The 23,738-nt window shown below is 48.0% G+C and carries 18 protein-coding genes; 14 read left to right on the forward strand and 4 right to left on the reverse strand.

Translation table 11 applies throughout. From position 1 onward, the window contains the following. Positions 1 to 25 precede the first annotated feature (25 nt). Both KK083_RS06335 and KK083_RS06340 read right to left on the reverse strand, forming a co-directional pair. On the reverse strand, positions 26 to 2,995 hold the full coding sequence (locus KK083_RS06335) for a glycosyltransferase family 117 protein (protein WP_254161768.1): 2,970 nt from the start codon (positions 2,993 to 2,995) through the stop codon (positions 26 to 28). A 222-nt stretch (positions 2,996 to 3,217) separates the two neighbouring features. Continuing rightward, a complete protein-coding gene (locus tag KK083_RS06340) occupies positions 3,218 to 3,862 on the reverse strand; it encodes a sulfate ABC transporter permease (RefSeq protein ID WP_254161769.1) in 645 nt (214 codons plus the stop codon). 65 nt (positions 3,863 to 3,927) lie between these two features. Here KK083_RS06340 and KK083_RS06345 point away from each other — a divergent pair, with 65 nt between their 5' ends. Then, on the forward strand, positions 3,928 to 5,145 hold the full coding sequence (locus tag KK083_RS06345; RefSeq protein ID WP_254161770.1) for a tetratricopeptide repeat protein: 1,218 nt from the start codon (positions 3,928 to 3,930) through the stop codon (positions 5,143 to 5,145). A 44-nt stretch (positions 5,146 to 5,189) separates the two neighbouring features. Next, complete coding sequence (locus tag KK083_RS06350) at positions 5,190 to 6,521, forward strand: hypothetical protein (RefSeq protein WP_254161771.1); 1,332 nt, start codon at positions 5,190 to 5,192, stop codon at positions 6,519 to 6,521. On the opposite strand, the gene KK083_RS06355 is transcribed toward KK083_RS06350, so the two are convergent. Beyond that, positions 6,473 to 7,168: a glycosyltransferase family 4 protein gene (locus tag KK083_RS06355; RefSeq protein ID WP_254161772.1), complete on the reverse strand. Its 696-nt coding sequence runs from the start codon at positions 7,166 to 7,168 to the stop codon at positions 6,473 to 6,475. The genes KK083_RS06350 and KK083_RS06355 overlap by 49 nt on opposite strands. A gap of 622 nt (positions 7,169 to 7,790) precedes the next feature. Here KK083_RS06355 and KK083_RS06360 point away from each other — a divergent pair. From KK083_RS06360 to panB, 11 genes are all read left to right on the forward strand, one after another. Beyond that, entirely contained in the window at positions 7,791 to 9,161 is a 1,371-nt protein-coding gene (locus tag KK083_RS06360; RefSeq protein WP_254161773.1) for a lipopolysaccharide biosynthesis protein, read from the forward strand. A gap of 4 nt (positions 9,162 to 9,165) precedes the next feature. Then, entirely contained in the window at positions 9,166 to 9,891 is a 726-nt protein-coding gene (locus KK083_RS06365; RefSeq protein ID WP_254161774.1) for a class I SAM-dependent methyltransferase, read from the forward strand. Further along, positions 9,881 to 11,050, forward strand: a complete 1,170-nt coding sequence (locus tag KK083_RS06370) for a polysaccharide pyruvyl transferase family protein (RefSeq protein WP_254161775.1) — start codon at positions 9,881 to 9,883, stop codon at positions 11,048 to 11,050. Before KK083_RS06365 ends, KK083_RS06370 begins: the two co-directional genes overlap by 11 nt. Beyond that, positions 11,047 to 11,931, forward strand: coding sequence for a glycosyltransferase family 2 protein (locus KK083_RS06375; protein ID WP_254161776.1), 885 nt, complete (start codon positions 11,047 to 11,049; stop codon positions 11,929 to 11,931). The genes KK083_RS06370 and KK083_RS06375 overlap by 4 nt, the downstream gene beginning before the upstream one ends. A gap of 16 nt (positions 11,932 to 11,947) precedes the next feature. Continuing rightward, positions 11,948 to 13,180: a glycosyltransferase gene (locus tag KK083_RS32630; RefSeq protein WP_254161777.1), complete on the forward strand. Its 1,233-nt coding sequence runs from the start codon at positions 11,948 to 11,950 to the stop codon at positions 13,178 to 13,180. Between the two features lie 60 nt (positions 13,181 to 13,240). Beyond that, positions 13,241 to 15,118, forward strand: a complete 1,878-nt coding sequence (asnB, locus tag KK083_RS06385) for an asparagine synthase (glutamine-hydrolyzing) (protein WP_254161778.1) — start codon at positions 13,241 to 13,243, stop codon at positions 15,116 to 15,118. After that, positions 15,096 to 16,265: a glycosyltransferase family 4 protein gene (locus KK083_RS06390; RefSeq protein WP_262899462.1), complete on the forward strand. Its 1,170-nt coding sequence runs from the start codon at positions 15,096 to 15,098 to the stop codon at positions 16,263 to 16,265. Before asnB ends, KK083_RS06390 begins: the two co-directional genes overlap by 23 nt. A 163-nt stretch (positions 16,266 to 16,428) precedes the next feature. Beyond that, positions 16,429 to 19,842: a T9SS type A sorting domain-containing protein gene (locus KK083_RS06395; protein ID WP_254161780.1), complete on the forward strand. Its 3,414-nt coding sequence runs from the start codon at positions 16,429 to 16,431 to the stop codon at positions 19,840 to 19,842. Positions 19,843 to 19,919: 77 nt separating this feature from the next. After that, complete coding sequence (locus KK083_RS06400) at positions 19,920 to 20,396, forward strand: Lrp/AsnC family transcriptional regulator (RefSeq protein WP_254161781.1); 477 nt, start codon at positions 19,920 to 19,922, stop codon at positions 20,394 to 20,396. A 2-nt stretch (positions 20,397 to 20,398) separates the two neighbouring features. Further along, the gene (locus tag KK083_RS06405; protein ID WP_254161782.1) at positions 20,399 to 20,902 is read left to right on the forward strand and encodes a phosphoribosyltransferase family protein; all 504 of its coding nucleotides are present in this window, start codon (positions 20,399 to 20,401) and stop codon (positions 20,900 to 20,902) included. Positions 20,903 to 20,911: 9 nt separating this feature from the next. Next, positions 20,912 to 21,730 carry a 3-methyl-2-oxobutanoate hydroxymethyltransferase gene (gene panB / locus KK083_RS06410; protein ID WP_254161783.1) on the forward strand — a complete coding sequence of 273 codons (819 nt, stop codon included), beginning with the start codon at positions 20,912 to 20,914 and terminating at the stop codon, positions 21,728 to 21,730. On the opposite strand, the gene KK083_RS06415 is transcribed toward panB, so the two are convergent. Next, on the reverse strand, positions 21,727 to 22,335 hold the full coding sequence (locus KK083_RS06415; RefSeq protein WP_254161784.1) for a CAP domain-containing protein: 609 nt from the start codon (positions 22,333 to 22,335) through the stop codon (positions 21,727 to 21,729). The genes panB and KK083_RS06415 overlap by 4 nt on opposite strands. A 174-nt stretch (positions 22,336 to 22,509) precedes the next feature. Here KK083_RS06415 and icd point away from each other — a divergent pair, with 174 nt between their 5' ends. Then, the gene (gene icd / locus KK083_RS06420; RefSeq protein WP_254161785.1) at positions 22,510 to 23,736 is read left to right on the forward strand and encodes an NADP-dependent isocitrate dehydrogenase; all 1,227 of its coding nucleotides are present in this window, start codon (positions 22,510 to 22,512) and stop codon (positions 23,734 to 23,736) included. Positions 23,737 to 23,738 lie beyond the last annotated feature (2 nt).

The raw sequence follows: 23,738 nt of genomic DNA on the forward strand, positions 1-23,738 counted from the left end.
TTTCTTCTTTATCAAAAATCAGTTCTTAAAAATCCGACCTGTTGATGGTTCTGGTCTGGAATGCCTGGTTGTGCCTGTCGTATGATTCTTCGAGCTTTTTGGCAAGGTCAGATTCGCCATAAGCATACAATACGCGCTGGAGCTGGCCCAGCAGGAAGATCGGGATCTGCACATCGCGACCGTACTCTCTTTTGGCAAGGTAGTAGGTGGCCTGCTCGTCGTAACGGGTGCTGAGCAACGTGGCGATCTGCACTGCTTTCTCTTTTTCGCCTACTTCAAAAAGCAGCTCTACAGTTTGTGCTGTGGTGAAATCGTAGCGTACACCTTCGTCGGGCATTTTTTCGAGGCTGAACAGGATTGTCTCCCTTGCTTTGGCTGTGTCGCCTTGTGCGATCTGCGCCTGGGCAAGTGAGTTGAAGCTGCTGCGGTGGTTCTGAACAAAGCTGCGGTAATCCTGTGTGTAGTAAATATCAGGATCGTCGAGGCCCCTGAACTGGAACTTCTTGGTCATGTTCTCGAACGACACCTTCGTATTCACAAGGTCGTTGTTCGGATCAGGGTTGAGCACTGGCAGGATCCGGTAAGCATTACCTTCCTGCACCACGTACGGCGTCAGGTCGACGTTGAATTGTGCCAGCGACGTGTTGTTCACGTAGAGCGGACGTTCCCAGTCGGCTGTGGCAAGCACATCGAGCATGGCAAGGTCTTTCTTCTCCAGGCCATTGGCACCCTGACGCATCTTCAGGCGCATCACGGGAACGATCAGGCTATCGAGCTCTGCGGGCACAATGCCGAGCGATCTTACTTTATTAACATCCACCTTCAATGTGATCTCCCTTGAAGGCGTGGCATTGGCATTGGGATACAAACGCAGTCCTTTATGATCTTTCTTCAGCGCATCGAGGAACTGGTGCAGGTCCATGCTGGCAATATTGAATCGCTCATCATATGGAAGATAATCGTTCGGGCCTCCCTGGCGATAGTTTTGGCTGGTAAGCGTGTAGGGGAAGGGTTTCGATTCGTAGGTCTGGCGCATGGTCTGGTTGATGTACCAGTCTGTGTTGTAGTAGCTCAACACAATAACGCGAACATCGGTACGCACGCCTTCAACTTCCTGTGAATACCACAAAGGGAACGTGTCGTTATCACCACCCGTGAACAGAATGGCACCCGGTGCGCACGACTGCAGGTAATTAATAGCAGAGTCTACCGAGAAATAGCGCTTTGACCTGTTGTGGTCATTCCAGCCGTCTTTGGCCATCAGCACGGGAGCTGAGAGGCAGACGATGGTAGCAGCGATGCCTGCGGTTTTCAGATTGCCGGTGAATTTCTTCAGCCAGTCTGCCAGGGCGATCACGGCAAAACCGATCCAGAAGCAGTATGCATAGTATGAACCGGTGTAGATATAGTCGCGTTCGCGGGGCTCGGTAGGCGGTGAGTTAAGATAGACCACCAGCGCCACACCGGTAAGCACAAACAGCAGGGCTACCACCACGAAATTGCGCGTGTTGTTCACCGACTGGTAGAACATACCTACAAGACCCAGGATGAAGGGGATCATGAAGAAGTTGTTGCGGCCTTCGTTCTCGGCCAGCGTCGGTGGCAGTTTTTCAAACCACTGTCCGGGCCTGAGCCAGTTTGCGTTCTGGTTGTCGCTTTCCCTTCCTGCAAAGTTGAACATGAAATAACGGCCGTACATCCATCCGATCTGGTGCACAAACATGTAGCGGATATTATCGACGAAAGTCGGCTTCTCGTCGGGGCGCAGTTCGAGCAGGTCGCGGTAAATGCGCTGGTGCTCGGGATCGGTGCTCCAGATCCGGGGCAAAATGGTCTGGTCTTTCGGATCGTATTTGTACGACAGCTTGCGGTCAGCGATCTCGTATTTTGTTTTACCTTTTACATAGACCGGTGCACCCTGGTCGTATCCTACAAGCTGCGCCGTAAAATATTGCCCATAGAGCAGCGGGCGGCTGCCGTATTGTTCTCTTTTCAGGTAGCGTACGAAGCTCATGATATCAGACGGATCGTTCTGATTGATCGGCGTATTGAAATTAGACCGGATCACGATCATGGTATACGACGAATATCCGATGAGGATGAAGGCCGTAGCCACCAGGAAGGTGTTGAGCACGGCGCGCACTTTTTTCTGCGACCACACAATGCCATAGATGAGCGCCGCCAGCAGTATCGTGGCAAAGAAGATGGCACCTGAGCCAAAGGGCAGTCCTATCGAATTGACAAAGAACAGCTCGAACTTACCGGCGAGGTCTGGCAGGCCGGGAATGATCAGGTCGTTGATGAAGAAGATAATGAAGAGGCTCACCAGCATGGTGGCCACAATGCCCCAGGGACCGGGCGTGTATTTCTTGAAATAATAGATCAGCGCCAGGGCGGGAATGGTAACGAGGTTGAGCAAGTGAACACCGATGGAGAGGCCCATCATGTAAAAGATGAGCAGCAGCCAGCGGTTTGCTTTCGATTCGTCTTCGATCACATCCCACTTCAGCATGGCCCACACAACAAAGGCAGTAAAGAACGACGACATGGAATAAACCTCCGCCTCCACTGCCGAGAACCATGCGGAGTCAGCAAAGGTATAGCACAGCGAACCCACCAGGCCCGCACCCATCAACACCCAGGTTCTGTCGTCGGTCAGCTCTTCGGATCTGGTGATGCGCATGACCTTGCGTCCGAAAAGGGTGATGGACCAGAACAGGAACATAGATGTGAACGCGCCGGCCAGCACACTGCTGAAGTTGATCCAGTAGGCTACCTTGGTTACGTCTCCAAATGACAGGAAGGAGAAAAGGCGGCCCATCAGCATAAAAAGCGGTGCTCCCGGAGGGTGAGAAACTTCCAGTTTATAGGCAATGGCAATAAATTCGCCACAATCCCAATAGCTGGCGGTTGGTTCCATGGTGAGCCAGTAGGTAATGAGGGCGATCGCAAATACCACCCATCCGCCTATGTTATTGTGCTTTTGAAAATTCATGTGTATAAGTTGCTTCAAAAATAAAAGCCCGAAAATAAGGGAAATTTTAGTCTTTAGCCGAAGAATTATATCGGTTGCCAGTTACCGGTTGCCGGATAGCCGGTTGGGGATGGCCACGGGTTTCACGTTTATGTTTCAGTCACTTGGAAACGGAGCACCGAATAGAGTTTAAGCACTGAACGAAACTGGCAACTGGCCACCCGGCAACTGGCAACCGGTAACTTATTTATAGACGATCACATAAAAGACGAGCCATAGCAGGAAGATCAGGATGTAGGAGCAGGCAACGATCAGCCATACGATCTTTTTCTCTTTCCTGGCGTAGTGGTGAATGCCGCTCACCAGCATGAACCAGTAGGCTATTTCAAAGGCATTCAGCGCCCGCAGCGGGTAAGCCCAGCGTTTGTCGATGGCGTAGTAGTCGAAGAAATGCATGAGCGAAAGCGGGTAAAAGGCCCGGATCTCGTGGTAGGAGGGGTCTGTCTGGATGGTCATGAACCAGAGTATTTTTAACACTTCCGGAACGAGGAAAATGTACTCGGCGCCGATCACCACGCCCCAGCACTGGGCATAGGTTACCCGATAGCCGTACATAAAACAGCCTATCCAGATCACGAACGCGATCACCGTGAACTTCCATAGGTAAACGAAGGGGATGGAGAAGTACTTGAGCGTGTTGATCACCCGCAGCACCATACCTTCCGGCCTGTCTTGCAGGAACTCAAAAGCGGCCGTTTCGTTTTCGATAAACGAAATTTTGATAAAAAGGAGCAATAAGGTACCCAGGCAAAGCAGCACGAACAGCAGTCTTTTGTCGGCAGCAAATAATGATTTAGCTTCGCCCTCGTTTGTCAATGTGGAATTCACCTGCCAGTTGTTATGTTTGGGAGTTTATGATGATCTTCGGCAAAGATAGAACTAATAAAAAAGGAATGGTTTCACCTCTTTTTGCCCATAAAGTAGCGCTTTTTCTTTTTGCTTCCCTGTTTGTCGCTCGTTTTGAGGCATCGTCACAGAATCCTGCAAAAAAAGATACGATCATCATTCTTTTAAGCGATACCGAGGTGCAACTGCAGTGTACCCAGGCGTTGAATGATCTTTATAATTTTAAATTTCCCCAGGCCGAAGAAAAATTCAACAGCCTGAAGACCGGTTATGGCTGGCATCCCCTTCCTTATTTCCTGATGGGCCTCATAGAATGGTGGAAGATCATGCCCAACACCAAAGACCAGTCGCACGACGCGTCGTTTCTGGCATATATGGATACCACCATCCAGGTGGCGGAAAGACTGTATGACGAGTTCCCGGCCTACAAAGCCGAAGCTTCCTTCTTTCTGGCAGCGGCCTACGGTTTCAAGGGACGCCTTTACTCCGATGAAGAGCGAAAGAACTGGCGCAAGGCAGCCTCGGTAGGCAAAGATGCGCTGGATTACCTGGAAGAAAGCAAAGTAGCCCAGAACTTAAGCCCTGAGCTCCTGTTCGGCGATGCCCTGTACAACTATTTCTCGGTGTGGGTACCGGAAAACTACCCGGCGCTCAGGCCCCTGCTCTGGTTCTTCCCGAAAGGTGACAAAGCCCTGGGACTGAAACAGCTCAAGGAAGTTTCATACAACGCCTTTTATACACGCACCGAAGCCATGGTGTGGCTGATGCGCATTCTGAACAGTTATGAGAACGATCAGTTCCAGGCGCTGCAGATCAGCAGCTACCTGATCGAGAACTATCCTGACAATCCTTTCTTTCACCGCTACTATGCACGCATGTTGTATTCCATGGGCCGTTATGCAGAAGCGGAGCCTGTGTGCCTGGACATTCTTCACCGCATCGACAGCGGCATGGTTGGTTATGAAGCTACCAGCGGAAGGTACGCTGCTTTTTTTCTCGGGCAGATCAACGAGTCGCGCAAGAAGCTTGACGATGCCAAGAAGTACTATGAGCTTTGCCTGAAATTCGCGGAGCAGATAGATGCCACCGACTCGGGTTATTATCTTTATTCACTCATCGCGTTGGGCGAGATCGCCGGCAAGCAGGGCGACAAAGCGAAAGCAAAAAAGTATTTCAAAATGGTGAAAGACAAAGCCGACCGTAAGGACGAAGCTTTTAAGGATGCGAAGAGAAGGTTGAAGAGTATTGAGAAGAAGGGGGATTGAGCCAGTAGGCAGTAGGTAAAGAGACAGTAGACAAACACGCTAACATGGAACTGCGCGACATGATCGTTACGCCCCTGGTGATTATGCTGGTGTATGCCGTGGCGTATATTGTCAGGCCAAGGTTTACGGATCACATCACGTGGCGGTATTTTTTTCCAGCCTTAACCGTACGGATCATTGGTGCCCTGGCAGTAGGATTTATATATCAGTTTTATTACGATGGTGGCGACACCTATAATTATCACACGTTTGGTAGCCGGCATTTGTGGACGGCGCTTTTCGAATCGCCTGATAAGATCTTCAAGCTTTTTTTCAATGACGGTACAGATACCACGGGCATCTACAACTACGCTTCCAAAATTCTTTTCTTTACCGATCCGGGCTCCTATGCCGTGGTGCGCGTCGCTTTTATCTTTGATATTTTTACGTTTTCTTCTTACTCCGCCACGGCAGTACTCTTTGCGGTTTTCAGCTTTGCCGGAATGTGGATGTTCTTTTTGACTTTTTACAGGCAGTACCCGCATCTTCACAGGAGTATTGCCATCGCCGCGTTTTTTATTCCTTCTGTTTTTTTCTGGGGATCGGGCCTTCTGAAAGACACACTCACCCTCGGTTGCCTGGGCATAGCTATATTCCAGATGCATCGCATTTTCAATTTGAGAAAAATGTCGTTGACAGGTTTCATCATGCTCGTTGCGGCGCTGTACATGTTGTATGTTGTAAAGTTTTACATCTTAATGGTTTTCTTTCCCGCGGCTGTCATCTGGGTATTTATGTTCAATTTCAGCCGTATCAGATCAAAAGCGCTGAAGATCATGCTTTTCCCAATAACAGTGTCGCTTGCGCTGGGGTTTGCTTACTTTTCAATTCTGAAGGCGGGTGAAGACAATGAGAAATATTCGTTGAGCATGTTGTCGAAAACCGCACAGGTCACTGCTTATGATATCCGCTACTGGACGGGGCGTGACGCTGGCTCTGGTTATTCTCTGGGCGAGTTAGATGGATCAATATCCTCTATGGTGAACCTGGCGCCTCAGGCCGTCAACGTTTCTTTGTTCCGGCCTTATTTGTGGGAAGTGAAAAATCCGCTGATGCTGCTTTCGGCGCTGGAGAGCCTTGCGTTGATGATCTTTGCTGTGTATCTGCTGGTGCGGATGGCCAGGGGAGGAGCTGCCGCGCTTGTTCAGCCCAATGTTCTTTTCCTGCTCGTTTTCTCCATTACGTTTGCTTTCGCGGTAGGCGTGTCGACATTCAATTTTGGAACACTGGTGCGTTATAAAATTCCCATGTTGCCTTGCCTGGTGGTAGCCTTTGTGCTAATCAACGATTATTCAAAAAGCGCAAGGAAGTTGGAGGTGTTGGAAACCACCGAATAACGGGCTTCAACCAATTTTCTTCCACGCTTCCCGAGCTGAAGGCGCAGGTCGCTGTTGTCGATAAGTTTTTTCAACGCGATATACCATTCCTCAGGGGTCGCGCACAGGTACCCTGTTTCATCTTGTGTGATGATCTCGAGGTTTGCTCCCACCGATGATGCAACGGCGGGAATCTCAAGCGCCATGTATTGCAGCAGCTTGAATCCACATTTCCCCTTAGTCCATTCATCATTAGGCAAAGGCATGATGCCGATATCGAACTGCATAAGGTCGGCGATCTCTGTCGCTGCACGCCAGGGCACAAACTTCAATTTATCGATCTTCAGATCCGGAGCGCGGTCGGCAATAACCATGAACTCAAGGTTCGGATATTCTGTCGTGAGCTTTCCGATAACCGGTTCAATCTCTTTCAGGTACTTGAGTGTGGAGTGTGAACCCGTCCAGCCTATGCGTATAGTGTTGGTTTTTTCTGCCGGGTGCATACCGGGATTGTGCGCATGCCGGGTATCGATCGTAGAAGGATTAAAAATAACTGATCTGTTGTATTGACGGGCATAATTTCCGAGGTAGCTATTCCCGCAACTCACCTTGTAAGACCACCTGCAGATGGAGGCAACTTTGTTTCGCCATTTCAGCAGACTAAGCATGCCTGTTTCCGCCTTTCGGTCGGTAAGCCAAATTGCGTCGTCGAAGTCGTAGATTATTCTTGCCCTGAGAACCCTCGCGATGACCCACTCAAACACCGGGGGGCCAAGGGGAGTAACTTCCCGGTGGATAAAGATGTAGTCAAAAGCAGGAACCCGGAAGAGTATGAGTATTCTCCCGACAAATCCTGTAAAAATGATCCACAATTTCTTTGCGGAATTCCCAGGTTGATAAAACAGTTTGTTGTTATGGGAATCTAAAAACGACTGAACGGTGAACTCGAAACCGTGATGCGCAAGATTTTCAAAGTATTGTTCAAACCGAAACCGTTGAGAAGGTGCTTGTTTGAGTGGGTAGGGAACTAAAAAAAGGATTTTATATCGCATCTTCCTGCAATTTTAAGATATTAAATTACTTTGCGAAATACTGAAGTTTGAAGGGACAACCGGACTGCAGTTGTCGATGTGAAAAATGGTCCTTAATTCGCAAGGTTATAAAATGTTAATACAAGGTGACACCGTATTAATACTGAGGTAAAATAGCGTATTAATACTTAGATAAAATAATACAGGGCCATGAGATTACTTTCCAGGGACTGTTGTAACTAGTGGCTAGAACTTGACTATGATATTCAGACTTCATCAGCATTTCGATGAGATCCGCCGGGGAATAAAGATCAAAGGATCATTTGCAAGGAACCTCGCCTTAACCTTTTCAGGAAATGCAATCTCCCTTGCCCTGGGTTTTGCTTTTACACCATTTATTGCACGCGTGTATGGTCCGGAGATCTATGGAATATTTGCATTTTTTTCAGCCATCGTCAATAGCATCGTTCCTGTATCCACGTTCCAGTTTCCGTCTGGCTTTGTCGCTGCAAAAGATGACAATGAATTCTACGATTTGCTGAAGCTCACTTTTATAGTGTTGTTGTTGAGTACAGGACTCATCACCGTTGCCATCGTGTTCTTTCAACATCCCATCTTCGGATTTCTGAGTGACATAGAGTTAGGGGCATATGCATTCATGATCCCTGTCTATTTTTTTTTGATGGGCCTTGATAATTTGTTGGTAGGCTGGAATATCCGGCTAAAAGAATTCGAGCGGACGGCCATAACGAAAGTATTCTCAGTTGTTTTTAGCAAGGGTGCTGCGCTGTTAGCCGGCATGATCAAACCGGTACCCATGGGGATGATCGGTGGTAACTTGCTGCTTTATCCTTTTGAGAGCATTTTTAAGATAAGCGCTAAACTGCGGAAAGACTTCGCGAACCTGAGGAAAAACCATCAGCCTTCCCTTTGGAAGACCTTTAAAAGGTTCAGGGGCTACCCGACCTACATAACATCCAGTATGGTCATTAATAATCTTAGCACGCAGCTTCCGATATATTTTTTCTCCCTGTCGTTCCCTCCCTCGCATGCTGGATTTTTCTCGCTGGCAGGCAGTCTTGTGACCATGCCGTTATCGATCATGATCAATTCTTCAACCACGGTGTTCTTGCAGAAGGCCGCCGAAACCCAACAGACAAATCCCGACCAGTTGGGCTTTCATGTGCAGAGCCTCTATAAAAAACTGTTCCTGTTCAGCGTTTTGCCATTGGTTGTTTTTTCTCTGACCAGTGACTGGATCTTTACGCTGGTGTTCGGCGAAGCATGGAAGCTGTCGGGTACGTTTGCTTCCTACCTGGCAATAGGTGCTGTTTTTACAGTGCCTGCTTATCCACTCTCTGTGCTTTTCAGGATCTTGTTCCGTGAACGGCTTAACTTTTTAATTAACACCACCTTCACGCTTATCAAGTTGCTTGTGCTGTGGATTGGTGCAGTATATTATAAGGATATTGTGCTTTCCATTATTTTGTATAGCGCCACAACGATGGTGTTGTGTGTCGTAAATCTTTTTTTTATTTTCCGTTTAACCAGACTAAATACGAAAATTATTTTCAGGGATTTTGCAATTGTTGCCCTGATCTTTATTCTCCTGGTTATTTTAAAATCATAAACCGATGGCAGACCTCAACGTGTTAAGAAACAAGATCAAAGCGAAGACTGACGCACTATGGATCCTTCAGAAAAACAGGGTTAAAAAATTTTTCAGGCAGTTTTATGCCGACCAGCACCAGTTAACGTCAGTGACGTCAGCTGACCGGTACCCGGAACTTTTCGAAGAAGCGAAAAAAGCGCTGAAGGGATTGCCATCGGATGAGATAAAGCTGCTTTCGTTCGGTTGCTCCACGGGCGAAGAGTGTTTTTCACTTAGAAAATATTTTCCGCAGGGTTTCATTGTCGGCGCCGACATCAATAAAAGCAATTTGAAAAAGGCGAGTGATAAGAACACGGATCCTTGGATAAAATTCATTTTAAGTAATGATGCCAACCTCGCGGCAGAAGGAAAGTATCATGCGATCTTCTGCCTTTCAGTTTTATGCCGCTGGGAAGATACCAAAGACGTTGAGAATTGTGAGGCAATCTATCCGTTCGAGAAATTTGAGAAGACCGTTAGCTCATTAACTAACCTCCTGGCGCCAAACGGAATTTTGGTGATCTATAACAGTAATTTTCGCTTTGAGGACTCTGAGATCTCGTCACAATTTGAAATAGTGTCGACCCCTTCCGTGAAGAATAGCGGTTTTGTGCATAAGTTCGATGCCAGCAACAGAAAAGTCCACCAGCAGCACAAGCATTGCATTTACAGAAAAGTAACAAAGGTCGCGAGCGCTTATGCCAGCTAAAATCCCCGTCAACAAAATTCTCCTCAAAGGATATTACGGTTTTGGCAACCTGGGTGACGATATTTTAATGATCGTGTCGTACAACCTGCTGAAGGAAAAATATCCGGAAGCTTCGATCGATATATTTTCAAATCATACACCCAACCTGAATGGGTTTAAAAGGTCATCCGCATATAATCAATACATATGGCAGCTGCTGGGTGAGGAACCTGAATTGATTGACTGGACGAGCAAGAAAGAGTACGACCTTGTATTCAACGGCGGGGGTGGGGTTTTTTTTGATGTAAAGCAGGGTTCCGCAGTCTATGGCGTGATCAACACGATCTTTAAGGTAGCCGGATCACGCGTTGCACACCGCGTCGATCGTCTGCTCCGCGTTGCCTTCAACAAACCAAGGCACATTCGCTTCAGGAAGCAACATGGCGTCGGAATTGGCATCGGCCCTTATTCAAAACGATCGACCTTGTTTTTCAGGCACCTTGCAGAGATCGGGTCTTTTGAGGCCTTGTTTGTAAGAGATGATGTCAGCATGCAATTCCTGGCTTCCATGAGTTTCGCAGGGCAACGGTTTAAGTTTACAGACCTGGCCTTCTTGTCTGATTATTGGGTTCCGGAGAAACTGAAAGCAAAAAAAGAGAAGACATTCGGAAACAAGCTCGGGATCCTGCTGCAGGATGTTCCATCACGCCAGGAAGAGTTGTTTTCTGCTGTGGAAGGATTCTTAAGCTCGGTCACAGATGCGGAAGTTACTTTCCTGTCGTTCGATAAAAATCATGACCAGGAATATATACGGCGATTCTCCTCACGTCACCGGCTGGTGGTTTGGGACCCGGAAGTTATCTCGATGGAAAGCTTCCTGGAAATTTTGGCATCGCAGAATATCATCATTACAGCGCGCGCTCACGGAGCTATTCTTGGAGCTTTGCTGGGCGTTGTTCCCATTTGCCTGGGTGTTTCACCCAAGCTTGAGCACGTATCTCAATTCTTTCCCAACGGAGGTTTGCTCGTAAAGCCACCGTTTGATCAGCAGCGCCTGAGCGTTGCCTGGGAAAAAGCACGGCATGACTATACGGAGCTCAGAGAAAGACTTCAGGAAGATGTAATGGCTAATCGTACTGTTGCACAGGAAGGAAAGCAAAAACTATTTGAGATCCGATGAGCAATCCATTCTTCAGTATTGTGATGCCGGTTTATAACCGCGAACGCCTGGTGGAACGTGCCATCCAATCTGTGCTGGATCAGACCTTTCATTCGTTCGAGGTAATTGTGGTTGATGACGGCAGCACTGACGGTACGGGAAATGCAGTGGCAAAGTTCAAGGACGCGCGCATCAAATATTTTTATAAGCAGAACGAGGAGCGCAGCATCGCACGGAACTACGGAATTGAGCGTGCCGCAGGACAATACGTCAACTTTCTGGATTCCGATGACATGTTTTATCCTGAACACCTGCAGATTGCACATGAGGCCGTAGCGAAAAGAGGAGCTCCTGAAATTTTACATACCGGATATGAGATCAAAGACGAGCTGGGAAAGGTGTTGGCGCGGCGCGATCAGTTTACAAATACAGTGAATAAAGAGCTCATCTTTGATAATTGTTTACAATGTAACAGCATCTTCATTAAAAAGAGCGCATTGAACGAGATCGCTTTCATTCAAAGTCGTGACGCAATTCTTTCTGAAGACTGGTTCTTATGGCTCAGGTTGGCGGCGCGTTATCCCATTCATTGTGATAACCGGGTGACCAGTGTTGTGTACGAGCATAGCCAGCGAAGCCTGAACCAACTGAAGGCTGCCAAAGTTGAAAGGTCGATTCTTCTGATCCTTGAGAACCTGGAAGCCGACGATGTTTTCAAGCGCTATTACGGCAGGTTTTATAACAGGTTCAAGGCGAGAAAGTTTTGTTTTATAGCGCTGATCTTTGTCATCGAAAACAATAAATCCAGATCCCTGTTCTATTTAAAGGAGGCATTGAAAAGTTATCCTTCCGTAGTTTTTGCAAAGGCATTTCTTGCGGTGCTTAAGAAAATAATACTCTAAACTTCCTGATAGTAGCGTGAAAACCAGAAAAAAAAGAGTGCTGCTCATCATTCCCAACCTTGATTTTGGAGGTGCTCAGAACTCCTTTGCGAGACTCAGCGAAATATTGAGTCCTTTTTGCGACCTCACACTGGTTGTCTTCAATAAGGATAACATGGCGCCGCTGAAATTACATGGACAACTGATCGGTTTAGACGTGCCTGCTTCAAACAGTTATGTGGCCAAAATAATGAACTTTTTCAGGCGGATTGTGCGACTTAGAAGAATAAAACGAACGTTCAAACCGGATTTCTCCATAAGCTTCCTGGAAGGCGCCGATTATGTGAATGTATTGTCATCCAGCGGTGAGAGGATCTTATTGTACATGCACGGCTCCAAATCGTTCGATCGTAACATCCGTGGTTTTATAGGGTGGATCAGAAAAAAAATATTGGTGCCGTTTTTTTATTCGTATGCTCATCAGATCCTGGTTGTTAACGATAGGCTGAGGATAGAGTTGATCGAACACTTTAAACTTAAACGTATTGCCTATCGGGTAATGCCCAATTTTTATGATGTCGATTGGCTCACGGCCATGGCAGGAGAATCTGTCTCGCCATTTTTGGAGCAGGTCTTCAGCAACCACCCTACCGTTTGTATCTCCGGAAGAATAGCCCCTGAAAAAGGCATCGACAGATTTGTCAGAGTATTACCCGCTATACTGAAAGAGGTACCTGACCTCAGAATACTCATTGTTGGCGACGGAGCGGATAAAGCCCTGGTTATTCAGCAATGTGATGCAGCAGGGATCTCTTTCGTAGACCTGACAGGCGATGAGTCTTCGGTTGATAACGCCACTATTATATTCACGGGTTATCAAAAAAACCCTTATCGCTTTCTCGGACGGTCTACCATGCTGTTGCTGCCATCTTTGAACGAAGGCATGCCCAACACCGTAGTGGAAGCTATGTGTCTCGCAGTGCCGGTGATTGCTGCTGACTGCCCTTATGGTCCCCGGGAATTGTTATCGGAAAAATCTGTAAAAGATGATCGTGTGTGGCCGGAATTTTCGGCATATGGAATACTGGCCCCGGTGCTGCACGGCGAAAATGATGAGAAATTATACTGGACAGAAGCTATAACGAAAATTGTTCGTGACCCTGAGGTAAGAAGCCATTACGCGAAGGCAGGCAAGAAACGCAGCGTCATCTTCTCGAAAGAAGATAATATCAGGTTGTGGCGTGAGCTGTTGGGAGCAGACGGCCAATAGCGATAGGCTGAAGAACGGTCGACAAAAAGAGAAAGACTAATCAGATAAACATAAGTTCGAATGTGCGGAATTTCCGGATTCATCGATAAACATAAAACGCTTCACGACCTGAAGCTGATGCAGCAGCAGCTGAATCACAGAGGGCCTGATGCCGGTGGTGTTTTTTTTGAAAATAACATCGGGCTCGCGCACAATCGCCTCTCCATCATCGACCTCAGCACCAATGCCAATCAACCTTTTTATTTTGAAGACCTGGTGCTCATCTTTAATGGTGAAGTTTACAACTATGTTGAAATAAAAGAGGCGTTGGTTAAGCTAGGTTATCATTTCGCCACCAATTCTGATACCGAGGTTCTGATCAAGGGCTTTCATGCCTGGGGTGTAAAAATTGTAGATCGTATCATCGGAATGTTTGCTTTCGCGGTTGTTAATAAGACAACCCGCGAGCTGTATCTCTTCCGCGACAGGATGGGCGTTAAACCCTTGTTCTATCAAGCAGACGGAGATCGTATTACGTTCGCCAGCGAATTGAAGGCGTTTTTAAGAAATGGATCGGGTGGCCAGGTTGATGTTGGCGGGCTTGGGGAATATTTGAAGTACGGATACACCGTCAGTAATCACAATACCTTTTTCTCGGATATCAAAAAAGTACCGCCGGGTCATTATATCAGGTTTGCACAGGGTGCGCTTGAGATCACTAAATACTGGGATGCGTGTGACTATATCCTTGATCCAATCACAAATTTATCGGAGGAGCAGCTGACGGACAGGCTTGAAGAACTGATGACGGATGCCTTTAAATACAGGATGGTGTCGGACGTGCCCGTGGGGATTTTTTTTAGCGGCGGTGTAGACAGCACTGCCCTGGTGGCTATTTTGTCGAAACAGTTTCAGCTGAATACTTTCACCATCGGGTTCGACGATCCGCGGTTCGATGAAACTGGCTATGCGCGGGAGATCGCGAAGTACTTCAAGACAAACCATACGGAGCGTATTCTGCGCCTCGATGAAGCCAAACAAAGGCTCTATGAATTCTATAAGATCTATGACGAGCCTTTTTATGATAGCTCCGGCATCCCTACTTCGCTGGTTACACAGATTGCCAGGGAAAATAATATGAAAGTAGTGCTCTCTTCTGAAGGGGGCGACGAATTATTTGCCGGCTACCCTTCGTATATGCGATTCTTCAACATCGGCAGCCGAACGCTTTTCTATCCAAAACCCTTGAGAAAGATTGCGGGTAATATCGGTGAAATGCTCGATGGCGATTTTACAGGTAGGCGTTGGGGAAACAAATGGGCCAAGTTCAGTCAGGTGATCAAAAGTAATGACTGGATGGAATTTTACCTCCGGTGCATTTCTACAGTGACAGAAGCTACCGCGAAAAGAAATATTGAAGGTTATATACCTTCTTTGGAAACGGATATTCCCCGACATGTGATTGATTCTGTTGCCCACCCTGTTGATCTCTTCATGCTTTGGGATATCAAGCATCTTATCCCTAATGACTATCTTGTGAAGACCGATCGCGCCACCATGCATCACGGTGTTGAGGGCAGGGAGCCGTTTCTGGATCATCGACTCATAGAGTTTGCCTTGCGCGTGCCCTTGCAATACAAAGTGAAGGATGGTAATCCGAAATATCTGTTGAAGAAGGTCTTGCAGCGTTATATACCCGAGAAATATTTCAACCGGCCAAAAATGGGGTTCAGTGTTCCGTTGTTCAGTTGGTTTAAAAAGGATATGGACAGATTGTTTGATGAGAAATTGGCACGTGCTACATTCAACCAGGCCTGGCCGCAGATCGATCATCAATGGATTGAAAAACAATTGCGCATTTACAGGCATAGTAAATCTGTGGATAAGGAGATGAACCTGGTAATGATGTGGAAATTTCTGGGCCTGATGCTCTGGCATGAAGAGTATATGGGAGGGTAAGTTTAATTATTCCGGAGCCGTCACCTTGGAAAAAAGAAAAAGAACGATCTTGGTCATCGATAATGCGAGTGCCTTTACCGGAGCATTCAAATCGATCTTTACTGTGAGCAGACAGCTGCACGCTCAGTTTCATTTTATCTTTTGTATTCCTTCTGGTTCGGCATTAAAAAAATATCTGTCGGAAAAAGGAATGGATTATTTCACGCTTCCTTTTTTAGAGATCAGCAAGCGCTTTTCTGTGCTGTTCTATTTTCCGATGCTGCTGTACAATGCTGTCAGGCTTTCATTCATTGTTTCCTCCAGGAACGTCGACGTTATTCATGTTAACGATCTGTATAATATGACTGGCATTGTGGTGAAGATATTGAAGCCTCGTATCAAGTTGATTTACCATGTCAGGCTGATGCATGACAGCTATGTGCGGTCACTCTATTATGTTTGGGTGAAACTGATCCTTAGGTTTGCAGATCATGTGGTTTGTAATTCCTTCGCTGTTAGAAACGGCCTCCATACAGACTCACAAAAAGTGCAGGTCATCTATAACCTGCCGCCCGCTGAACCCAGGCAGACAACAAATGTTGCTCAGGATGAGGCTACGATCAGGTTGCTTTATCTAGCTAACTTCACTCCCGGCAAAGGGCACGACCTTGCCGTGGAGGCATTTGCTGCTGCTCTCGGGAGTATGCCCGGTAGTGTGAAAATGATCATGTCAGGCGGCGATCTGGGTAAAAAGAACAACGTGATCTATAAGCAGTCGATCATGGAAAAGGCCCGCTATCTGCAGGTGGACTCTCATATATCTTTTACCGACTTTGAACCCGATGTTGAAAAAGCAATGCGAAACGCTACCATCTTTCTCAACTTTTCGGAGTCAGAGTCTTTTTCAATGACCTGCCTTGAGGCCCTTACATTTGGAGTGCCCCTTATAGCCACTGACTGTGGAGGCCCGGCTGAGCTTTTTGAGAATGGTAAGTCAGGTATACTGGTGAAGAATAAAGATATCGAAGATATGAAACAGGCCATCCTTCGCTTGTGCCAGGATAAACACTTGCGTGAAACCTTTGCAAAAAATGGCCGGGAGTTTGTAAAATCGAAATTTGTGCTTCCTGAGATTATCAGGAAATACATAACATTGTATGAAAACTGAAAATTGCCTTGAGTTCGGTTACTGTTGAAGAATAATGGATATTAACTCTTCTATCCGCTTTTATATGTTTTTCAGGATATTATTGCCGTTGCTTTTTTTACATCATGTAAATATGGCGCAATGTCCTGTTGCGGATTTTACAGTACCCACCGGTAATTGCAGAATGCAGAACATTCAGATCCCTAACCTTACAATAGGTGCTACGGAGTATGAATGGGATTTTTGCAGCGACGACTTTTCGGCCACACCGCAGGCCACCGTCATCCTCAATTCAAACCTCTTGTTTAGAACGCGGGCTATCAGGATCGTGAAGGAGCAAAACAACTGGTTTGGTTTTACCATCGATCAGGCATCGAGTCCAAACCGGTTGATCCGATTTGAATTCGGCAACAGTCTTTCCAACACACCTTCCATTCAGGATATGGGGAACCCTTCCAATATGTTGAATGGTGCTTACGACTTCAGGATGCACAAGCAGAATGGCGTATGGTACGCGCTTGTCGCCAACACTGGAGGTAATAATATTCTACGATTGACCTTCAGCTCGGGACTGCAAGCGGCGCCTGCTGTTCAAAATCTGGGAACCTTCAGTACGCCCAATTCGATCTTTCTCATCAGCCATAATGGTTCTCTGCTGGCATTTGTTGGTAGCGTATCTGACATTACCAGGTTGAACTTTGGCAACTCGATCCTCAATACACCCACCACGGCGTCTTTTGCGGTAACGGGTGGAAATAACATACGCGGCATTGCCATCACGCGTGAGTGTGACAAATGGTTTGGGCTTGTCACATCCTATAGCAATGGAAAAGTCTTCTGGATGGATTTTGGAAATGATTTGCTTTCCACGCCTTCAACTGGGGAACTGGCAATTACAATGTCGCCGGCCTATAACTTTCCCGCCAGTGTTGTGATCAATGAAGACGGCGGAGAATACTTTGCATTCATCCAGTCGGCGGTCGGACCACTTTACCGGATTTCTTTCGGACAAAGTATCACAGATAAAGCAGGGACCGGTACAAACCTGGGCAACCTCGGGATCTCCAATGAGAACTTTGCCCAGGAGTGGGTGCGTGATGGCTCGACCTGGTTTGGCTTTTCGATAGACCTCTCTAACCGGAGGCTGGCGCGTATAACATTACCGGTTACGTGCGCCGCGGTTACACCAACGTCAACCGATGCAGTGCCGGAGATCCGCTATACCACAGAAGGCACATATCAAATTACTTTACGTGCCGTCAATGCAGACCAGGCCGTACACACGGTGCGAAAAACCATCACCATAACAGCCAACACATCGCCTGATATCGATTTTACCACCGGGAATGTATGTGCAGGACATGACGTTAACTTCACATCACAAAATACTTCCGGCGACATAGCAACGTACAACTGGGATTTTGGCGATATGGCCTCATCATCGGGGGCAGGTACCTCACATCAGTATGCAAGCGCGGGTGACTACACCATTGATCTTCACGTCACAGCAAGTAATGGATGCGAGAACACAGCATCACATCAGGTGACAATCTACAATCAGCCTGCAGCAGTTTTTAACACTCCTCCCGGGCAGCTCTGCACAAATAGTCAAATTACATTCACCAACAACACCACCGATAACTTCGACGGCCTTCTGTCTTATCAATGGTATGTGAATAACGACCCGGTAAGCACCACGCGCGATCTCGAATACACTTTTCTTACCACCGGGTCTAAAACCATCAAGCTCAAAACGTCCATCCCGGGTTGTTTTGATGAAGACGATATCACCACCAACGTTCAAGCCGGTCCCACGGTAGATTTTTCAATCTCAGGCATTTGCGAAGGAACAGCAACACAATTTACCAGCATCATCGGAGAAGCGGTCAGCAGCCGCAGCTGGGATTTTGATGACGGAGGCTCATCCTCGCAGCCCGATCCTTCACACCTGTTCACGGCCCCGGGAACCTACACGGTTTCACTCACGGCCCTGAGCCCTTCAGGATGTAATAACACAAAAACAAAGTCTGTTGTCATTCGCTCCGGGCCAGCCGTTGATTTCTCTGTCAACCCGCCGCCGCAGTCGTGCAGCAATACCCAGACCCCTTTCACGAACCTGACCCCCGATCCGACAGACAGCGACATCGTTTTATGGCAGTGGAGTTTCGACGATCCTGCATCGCCATCCTCGTCAGAGGCAAAAAGTCCTTCGCATAACTTTGTCAATGCCGGTATCTACAACGTAACACTTACTGCTATAACTGATTTCGGATGTTCCCGCAGCCTTCAGAAACCCATCTCCATCGCGCAGTCGCCTTCAGTCGCTGTCAGTCATTCGCTGGCGTGCAACAACCATGCGGTCAATTTTACCAGCACAGGAAACAACATCCTCACCTATTATTGGGAGATGGGAACATCTTATTACGAGGTGCCCAATCCCGTGCACACCTTCAGCACTCCGGGCGATCATCTTGTAAAGCTGGTGGTGAAAGGAACCAATGCATGCGAGACAACGCACAACAAAACCGTATCCATACCTGTGCCACTCGTTCCCGATTTTTCCGTATCCAAAAACTGCGTGGGCACTGACGCAATATTTACCGACATAACCACCGGCGCAGACGTTGTGACCCAACGTACCTGGGATTTTGGCGGGCTGGGCACGGCTACCAGCTCACCAGCCTTGTTCAGGTTTACAGCTACCGGCAATAAAAATGTCAGGCTCAACGTGACCGGGCAATCGGGCTGCAGTTACACAGCGATAAAAACGGTAAGTGTAGCAACACCTCCCGTGGCTGGCTTCACGGCCACACCAGAAACAGGCGCATCGCCGCTCAGCGTACAGTTTACGAATACTTCTACCAACGCCGCACAATATGCATGGACGTTTGGTGACGGAATGGGAATGTCTACGCAGGCTTCACCGGCTTATGTATTCCAGCAAACAGGGGAGTTTGTGAGTACGCTCACCGCCACCAGCATCGAAGGATGTGAAAGCAGGATGAGCAAGACGATCAGGTCGGTGACGCCGCAGCCGGATGTGGATCTCAGGACCATCACCATGTCTGAGAATGCCGACGGTACACTGAAGGTGATCATTACCCTGCAGAACAATGGCAACACCTTTCTGAAAGATCTGCCTGTGTATGTGGATATATCCGGCAATGTAACGTTGCGTGAAATGGTGCAGGGACCGATCGCGCCCGCTGCTTTGTATAATGTTGTGCTGAGCTACGGCCTGGCACCGGGCAATGTAACCTTCCTCTGCGCAACGGCGGATCTGCAGAACGACTTCGCTCCTCAGGGCAACCGTATCTGTACAGAGCTGAATGAAAAAACCTCGTTTATAAGTCCTTACCCCAATCCCGCAAAGGACATCCTCAATGTTGAGTGGGTCGCTCCTGGGAAAACGGCGGTCAGTTTCATGCTGGTGGATGCTTTCGGCAAAAAAATGCTGGAGAACAATGTTTTATCCGCCGACGGTCTGAACCACTTTCAGCTGGATGTCAGCGGACTTCAGAGTGGCATCTACCTCCTGGTTTTCAGTGATGGCGGGGTCGTAAAGACCCAAAAGGTGCTTATTTCCGCTGAAAATTAATCCCCGGTAGTTCCTGTAATGAATGCGCTTTTCCTTTATTTTTACCCAAATAAAATTTGGCAATCAACCCTTATTCAATGAAATCTAATGTAAAACTCGACGCTACGGATAGAAAAATTCTTGAGATACTTCAGGCCAATTCAAACATTACCAATGCGCAGCTGGCCAAGGAGATCGGTCTTTCACCCGCACCCACCCTGGAGCGGGTAAACAAGCTCGAAACCTCGGGCGTGATCAGAAGCTATCATGCAGTGATCGATCCGGCCAGCGTAGGACTTAGCGTAAGCACCTTTGTGATGGCTTCCCTGAAAGGCCATAACAAGGAGAATATTGAAAAATTCATCAAGGCCATTAAGCAGATAGATGAGATCGTTGAGTGCCATCACATCACCGGTGCAGGAGACTTTATCCTGAAAATAGTTTGCGCAGACATAGCAGCCTATCAGCAGCTCATGCTGGAGAAAGTTTCTAATATCGATGTGGTCGATAGCCTCCAGTCGATGGTGATCCTCTCTACGTTTAAAGACAGTAAATCTTTGCCCGTTCAAAATTGAGCATGATAGCTGAAAGAAGTTTGATTCTCGATGCCACGCAGGTCAAGCAGAAGATCCGGCGGATGGCCTACGAGATCTATGAGCACAATTTCAAAGAGAAGACCATTGTGGTTGCCGGTATCGAAGGTCAGGGCTATGTGCTGGCCAGGCTGCTGGTGAAGGAGCTTGAGTCGATCTCCCCCGTGAAGCCCATCCTGGTGAAGGTAAGCCTTGACAAATCCGCCCCGCAGCAAAGCGAGATCACGCTCGACAGCGAAGCGAAACAACTGAAGAAAAAATGTATTGTGCTGGTGGATGACGTGCTGAACACGGGCCGCACCTTCGCTTATGGCATCAAACCATTCCTGGATATAGAAGTTAAAAAGATCGAGATCGCCGTGCTGGTCAATCGCAGTCACACCTTGTTCCCGGTTTATCCGCAGTATACAGGCTACGAGCTCTCCACCACCATCCGCGATCATGTTGAGGTCAACCTAGGTAAAGAGACCTCCGTTTATTTACGATAATCGTTCCCAATGTCAGTTCACAAGCAGGAAATTAAAAGGATCACCACCCATCAGCTCCGCGAAATGAAGAACCGCGGCGAAAAGATCGCGATGCTGACGGCCTATGACTACAGCATGGCCAGGATCATCGACGGAGCGGGTATAGATGTAGTGCTGGTAGGTGACTCCGCCAGCAACGTGATGGCGGGACACGAGACAACATTGCCCATCACACTCGATCAGATGATCTACCACGCAGCGTCTGTTGTGCGTGCCGTGAAGCGGGCGCTGGTGATCGTTGACCTTCCCTTCGGTACGTATCAGGGTAGCTCCGGTGAAGCGTTACGTTCGGCCATCCGCATCATGAAAGAAGCCGGCGCCCATGCCGTGAAGCTCGAAGGCGGCAGCGAGATCAAAGAGTCTGTAGACAGGATCCTGAGTGCCGGCATCCCTGTGATGGGACACCTCGGACTTACCCCTCAATCGATCTATAAGTTCGGCACCTACACCGTGCGGGCAAAGGAAGAAGCCGAAGCAAAAAAACTGCTCGACGATGCCAAGATGCTCGACGACTGCGGATGTTTTGGTATTGTATTGGAGAAGATCCCCGCGGCGCTTGCCAAAAAAGTTTCACAGTCCATTCAGATACCCACCATCGGCATTGGCGCAGGGCCAGATGCAGACGGCCAGGTGCTGGTAATGCAAGACATGCTGGGCATCACCAAAGAGTTCAAGCCCCGGTTCCTGAGAAGGTATGCCGACCTTGATTCCGAAGTGACAAAGGCCGTGAAAAATTATGTCACGGATGTGAAGTCGAAAGATTTTCCCAACCAGGACGAGAAGTATTAACTCGATCTCCGTTTCGAAGCAGGAGCTTGCTTCGGAGCAGGAGCTGGCGTGGCATCATCTTCCACTTCACCAAACCATACGATGCCATATTCGCCGTAAAGGCCTATGCCGATAGCCTTCCATTGAACCTGGTTCCAGATCCCTTCATTGACAATGAGTGGATTGTGCGCCGGACTGGCTTTCCATCCCGTAAGGCCTTCTTCGGCAGTAGCACCCTTCGAGCTGTAATAGGCGATCTCATACCCGTTGCCGGCATAATCGGCGATCTCTCGGGGCTTATCCCACATACATTTCGCCTCTTTGTGATCGTTGGTGTAGCAGCAGGGCGACCATTTGCCGTTTTTTGACCAGCTGTGCGGATTGCATTTGTTGTCGAAATCGAACTTGTAATTTTCTGACAGGTCGCGAGCATGCGCCTGCGCCACTTTGGTGAGCTTGGCCGACAACGCGATGGGCGGTAATCCCTTCGACTTACGGTATTCCATGATCAGCTCATATAATTTTTGCTCTTCTTTGCTCAGAATACCTTCCGTGGCCGGCTTCTGGCTGGTGAACGTAAAGCCCTGCAGGATCAGGACAGAAATGAGGATAACAAACGATTTCATAAGGTTTTTTCTAAATACGGGAACGGATAGAACGTCAATAAAGTGCTTTGCCCGGGCTAAAGATCATAAGCAATGATCCGGCCACCCCTAAAACCCCCTTCAAATCATAATCTTTTTTTCTATTTTTCGGGGCTTTTTACAAAAGCCTTACTCAAAACACTAAAATTATAAGAAATGAGCGATCAAAAAATCAGCATCAGCAACGGAAAGCTGGTAGTACCTGACAATCCGACGATTCCTTTCATAGAAGGTGACGGCACGGGCGTAGATATCTGGCCTGCCTCCAAACACGTATTCGATTCAGCCATTGAAAAAGCGTATAAAGGAAAAAGAAAGATAGAGTGGAAAGAAGTTTTAGCGGGTGAGAAGGCTTTTAACAAAACCGGCTCATGGATGCCCGATGAAACCCTCACCGCCTTCAAAACTTACCTGGTGGGTATCAAAGGACCTTTGACCACACCTGTAGGTGGCGGCATTCGCTCACTGAACGTTGCCCTGCGCCAGGACCTCGACCTCTATGCATGCGTTCGCCCCGTGCAGTGGTTCAAAGGTGTGCCTTCACCGGTAAAAGAGCCGCACAAGACCAACATGGTGATCTTCCGCGAGAACACTGAAGATATCTACGCAGGTATCGAGTTCCAGGAAGGAACCGAAGAAAATAAAAAATTCCTGAAGCTTTTTGGCGAAACTTTCCCGAAGGCCTTCAAGAAGATCCGTTTCCCTGAGACTTCAGGTATCGGTATCAAACCCGTTTCAAAAGAAGGTTCTGAGCGCCTCATCCGCTCGGCCATCGAGTTTGCCATCCAGCACAAGAAGCCTAACGTAACACTCGTGCACAAAGGCAACATCATGAAATTCACTGAAGGAGGTTTCCGCGACTGGGGATATGCCCTGGCGAAAAACGAGTTCGGTGCAAAAGATCTCGACGGCGGACCATGGCAGGTGATTGAAAAAGGTGGCCACAAGATCGTGATCAAAGATGCGATCGCCGATGCCTTCCTGCAGCAGATCCTGTTAAGGCCCGATGAGTATTCAGTGGTTGCAACCCTGAACCTTAACGGCGATTATATTTCCGATGCCCTTGCAGCCATTGTCGGTGGTATTGGTATCGCCCCTGGCGGAAACATCAACTACAAAACCGGCCACGCCATCTTCGAAGCTACCCACGGTACAGCGCCCAAGTATGCAGGTCAGGATAAAGTGAACCCTGGCTCGGTGATCCTTTCCGGTGTGATGATGTTCGAGTACATGGGCTGGCAGGAAGCCGCCGACCTGATCGTGAAAGGTCTTGAAGGCGCCATCTCCAAGAAACGTGTAACCTACGATTTCCACCGCCTCATGGAAGGCGCAACCCTGCTGAAATGCTCTGAGTTCGGCCAGGAAGTTGTGAAGAACATGTAATA

The organism is Chryseosolibacter histidinae (genome assembly GCF_018598225.1).
In the GTDB taxonomy this organism is placed as follows: Bacteria; Bacteroidota; Bacteroidia; order Cytophagales; family Cyclobacteriaceae; genus Chryseosolibacter; species Chryseosolibacter histidini.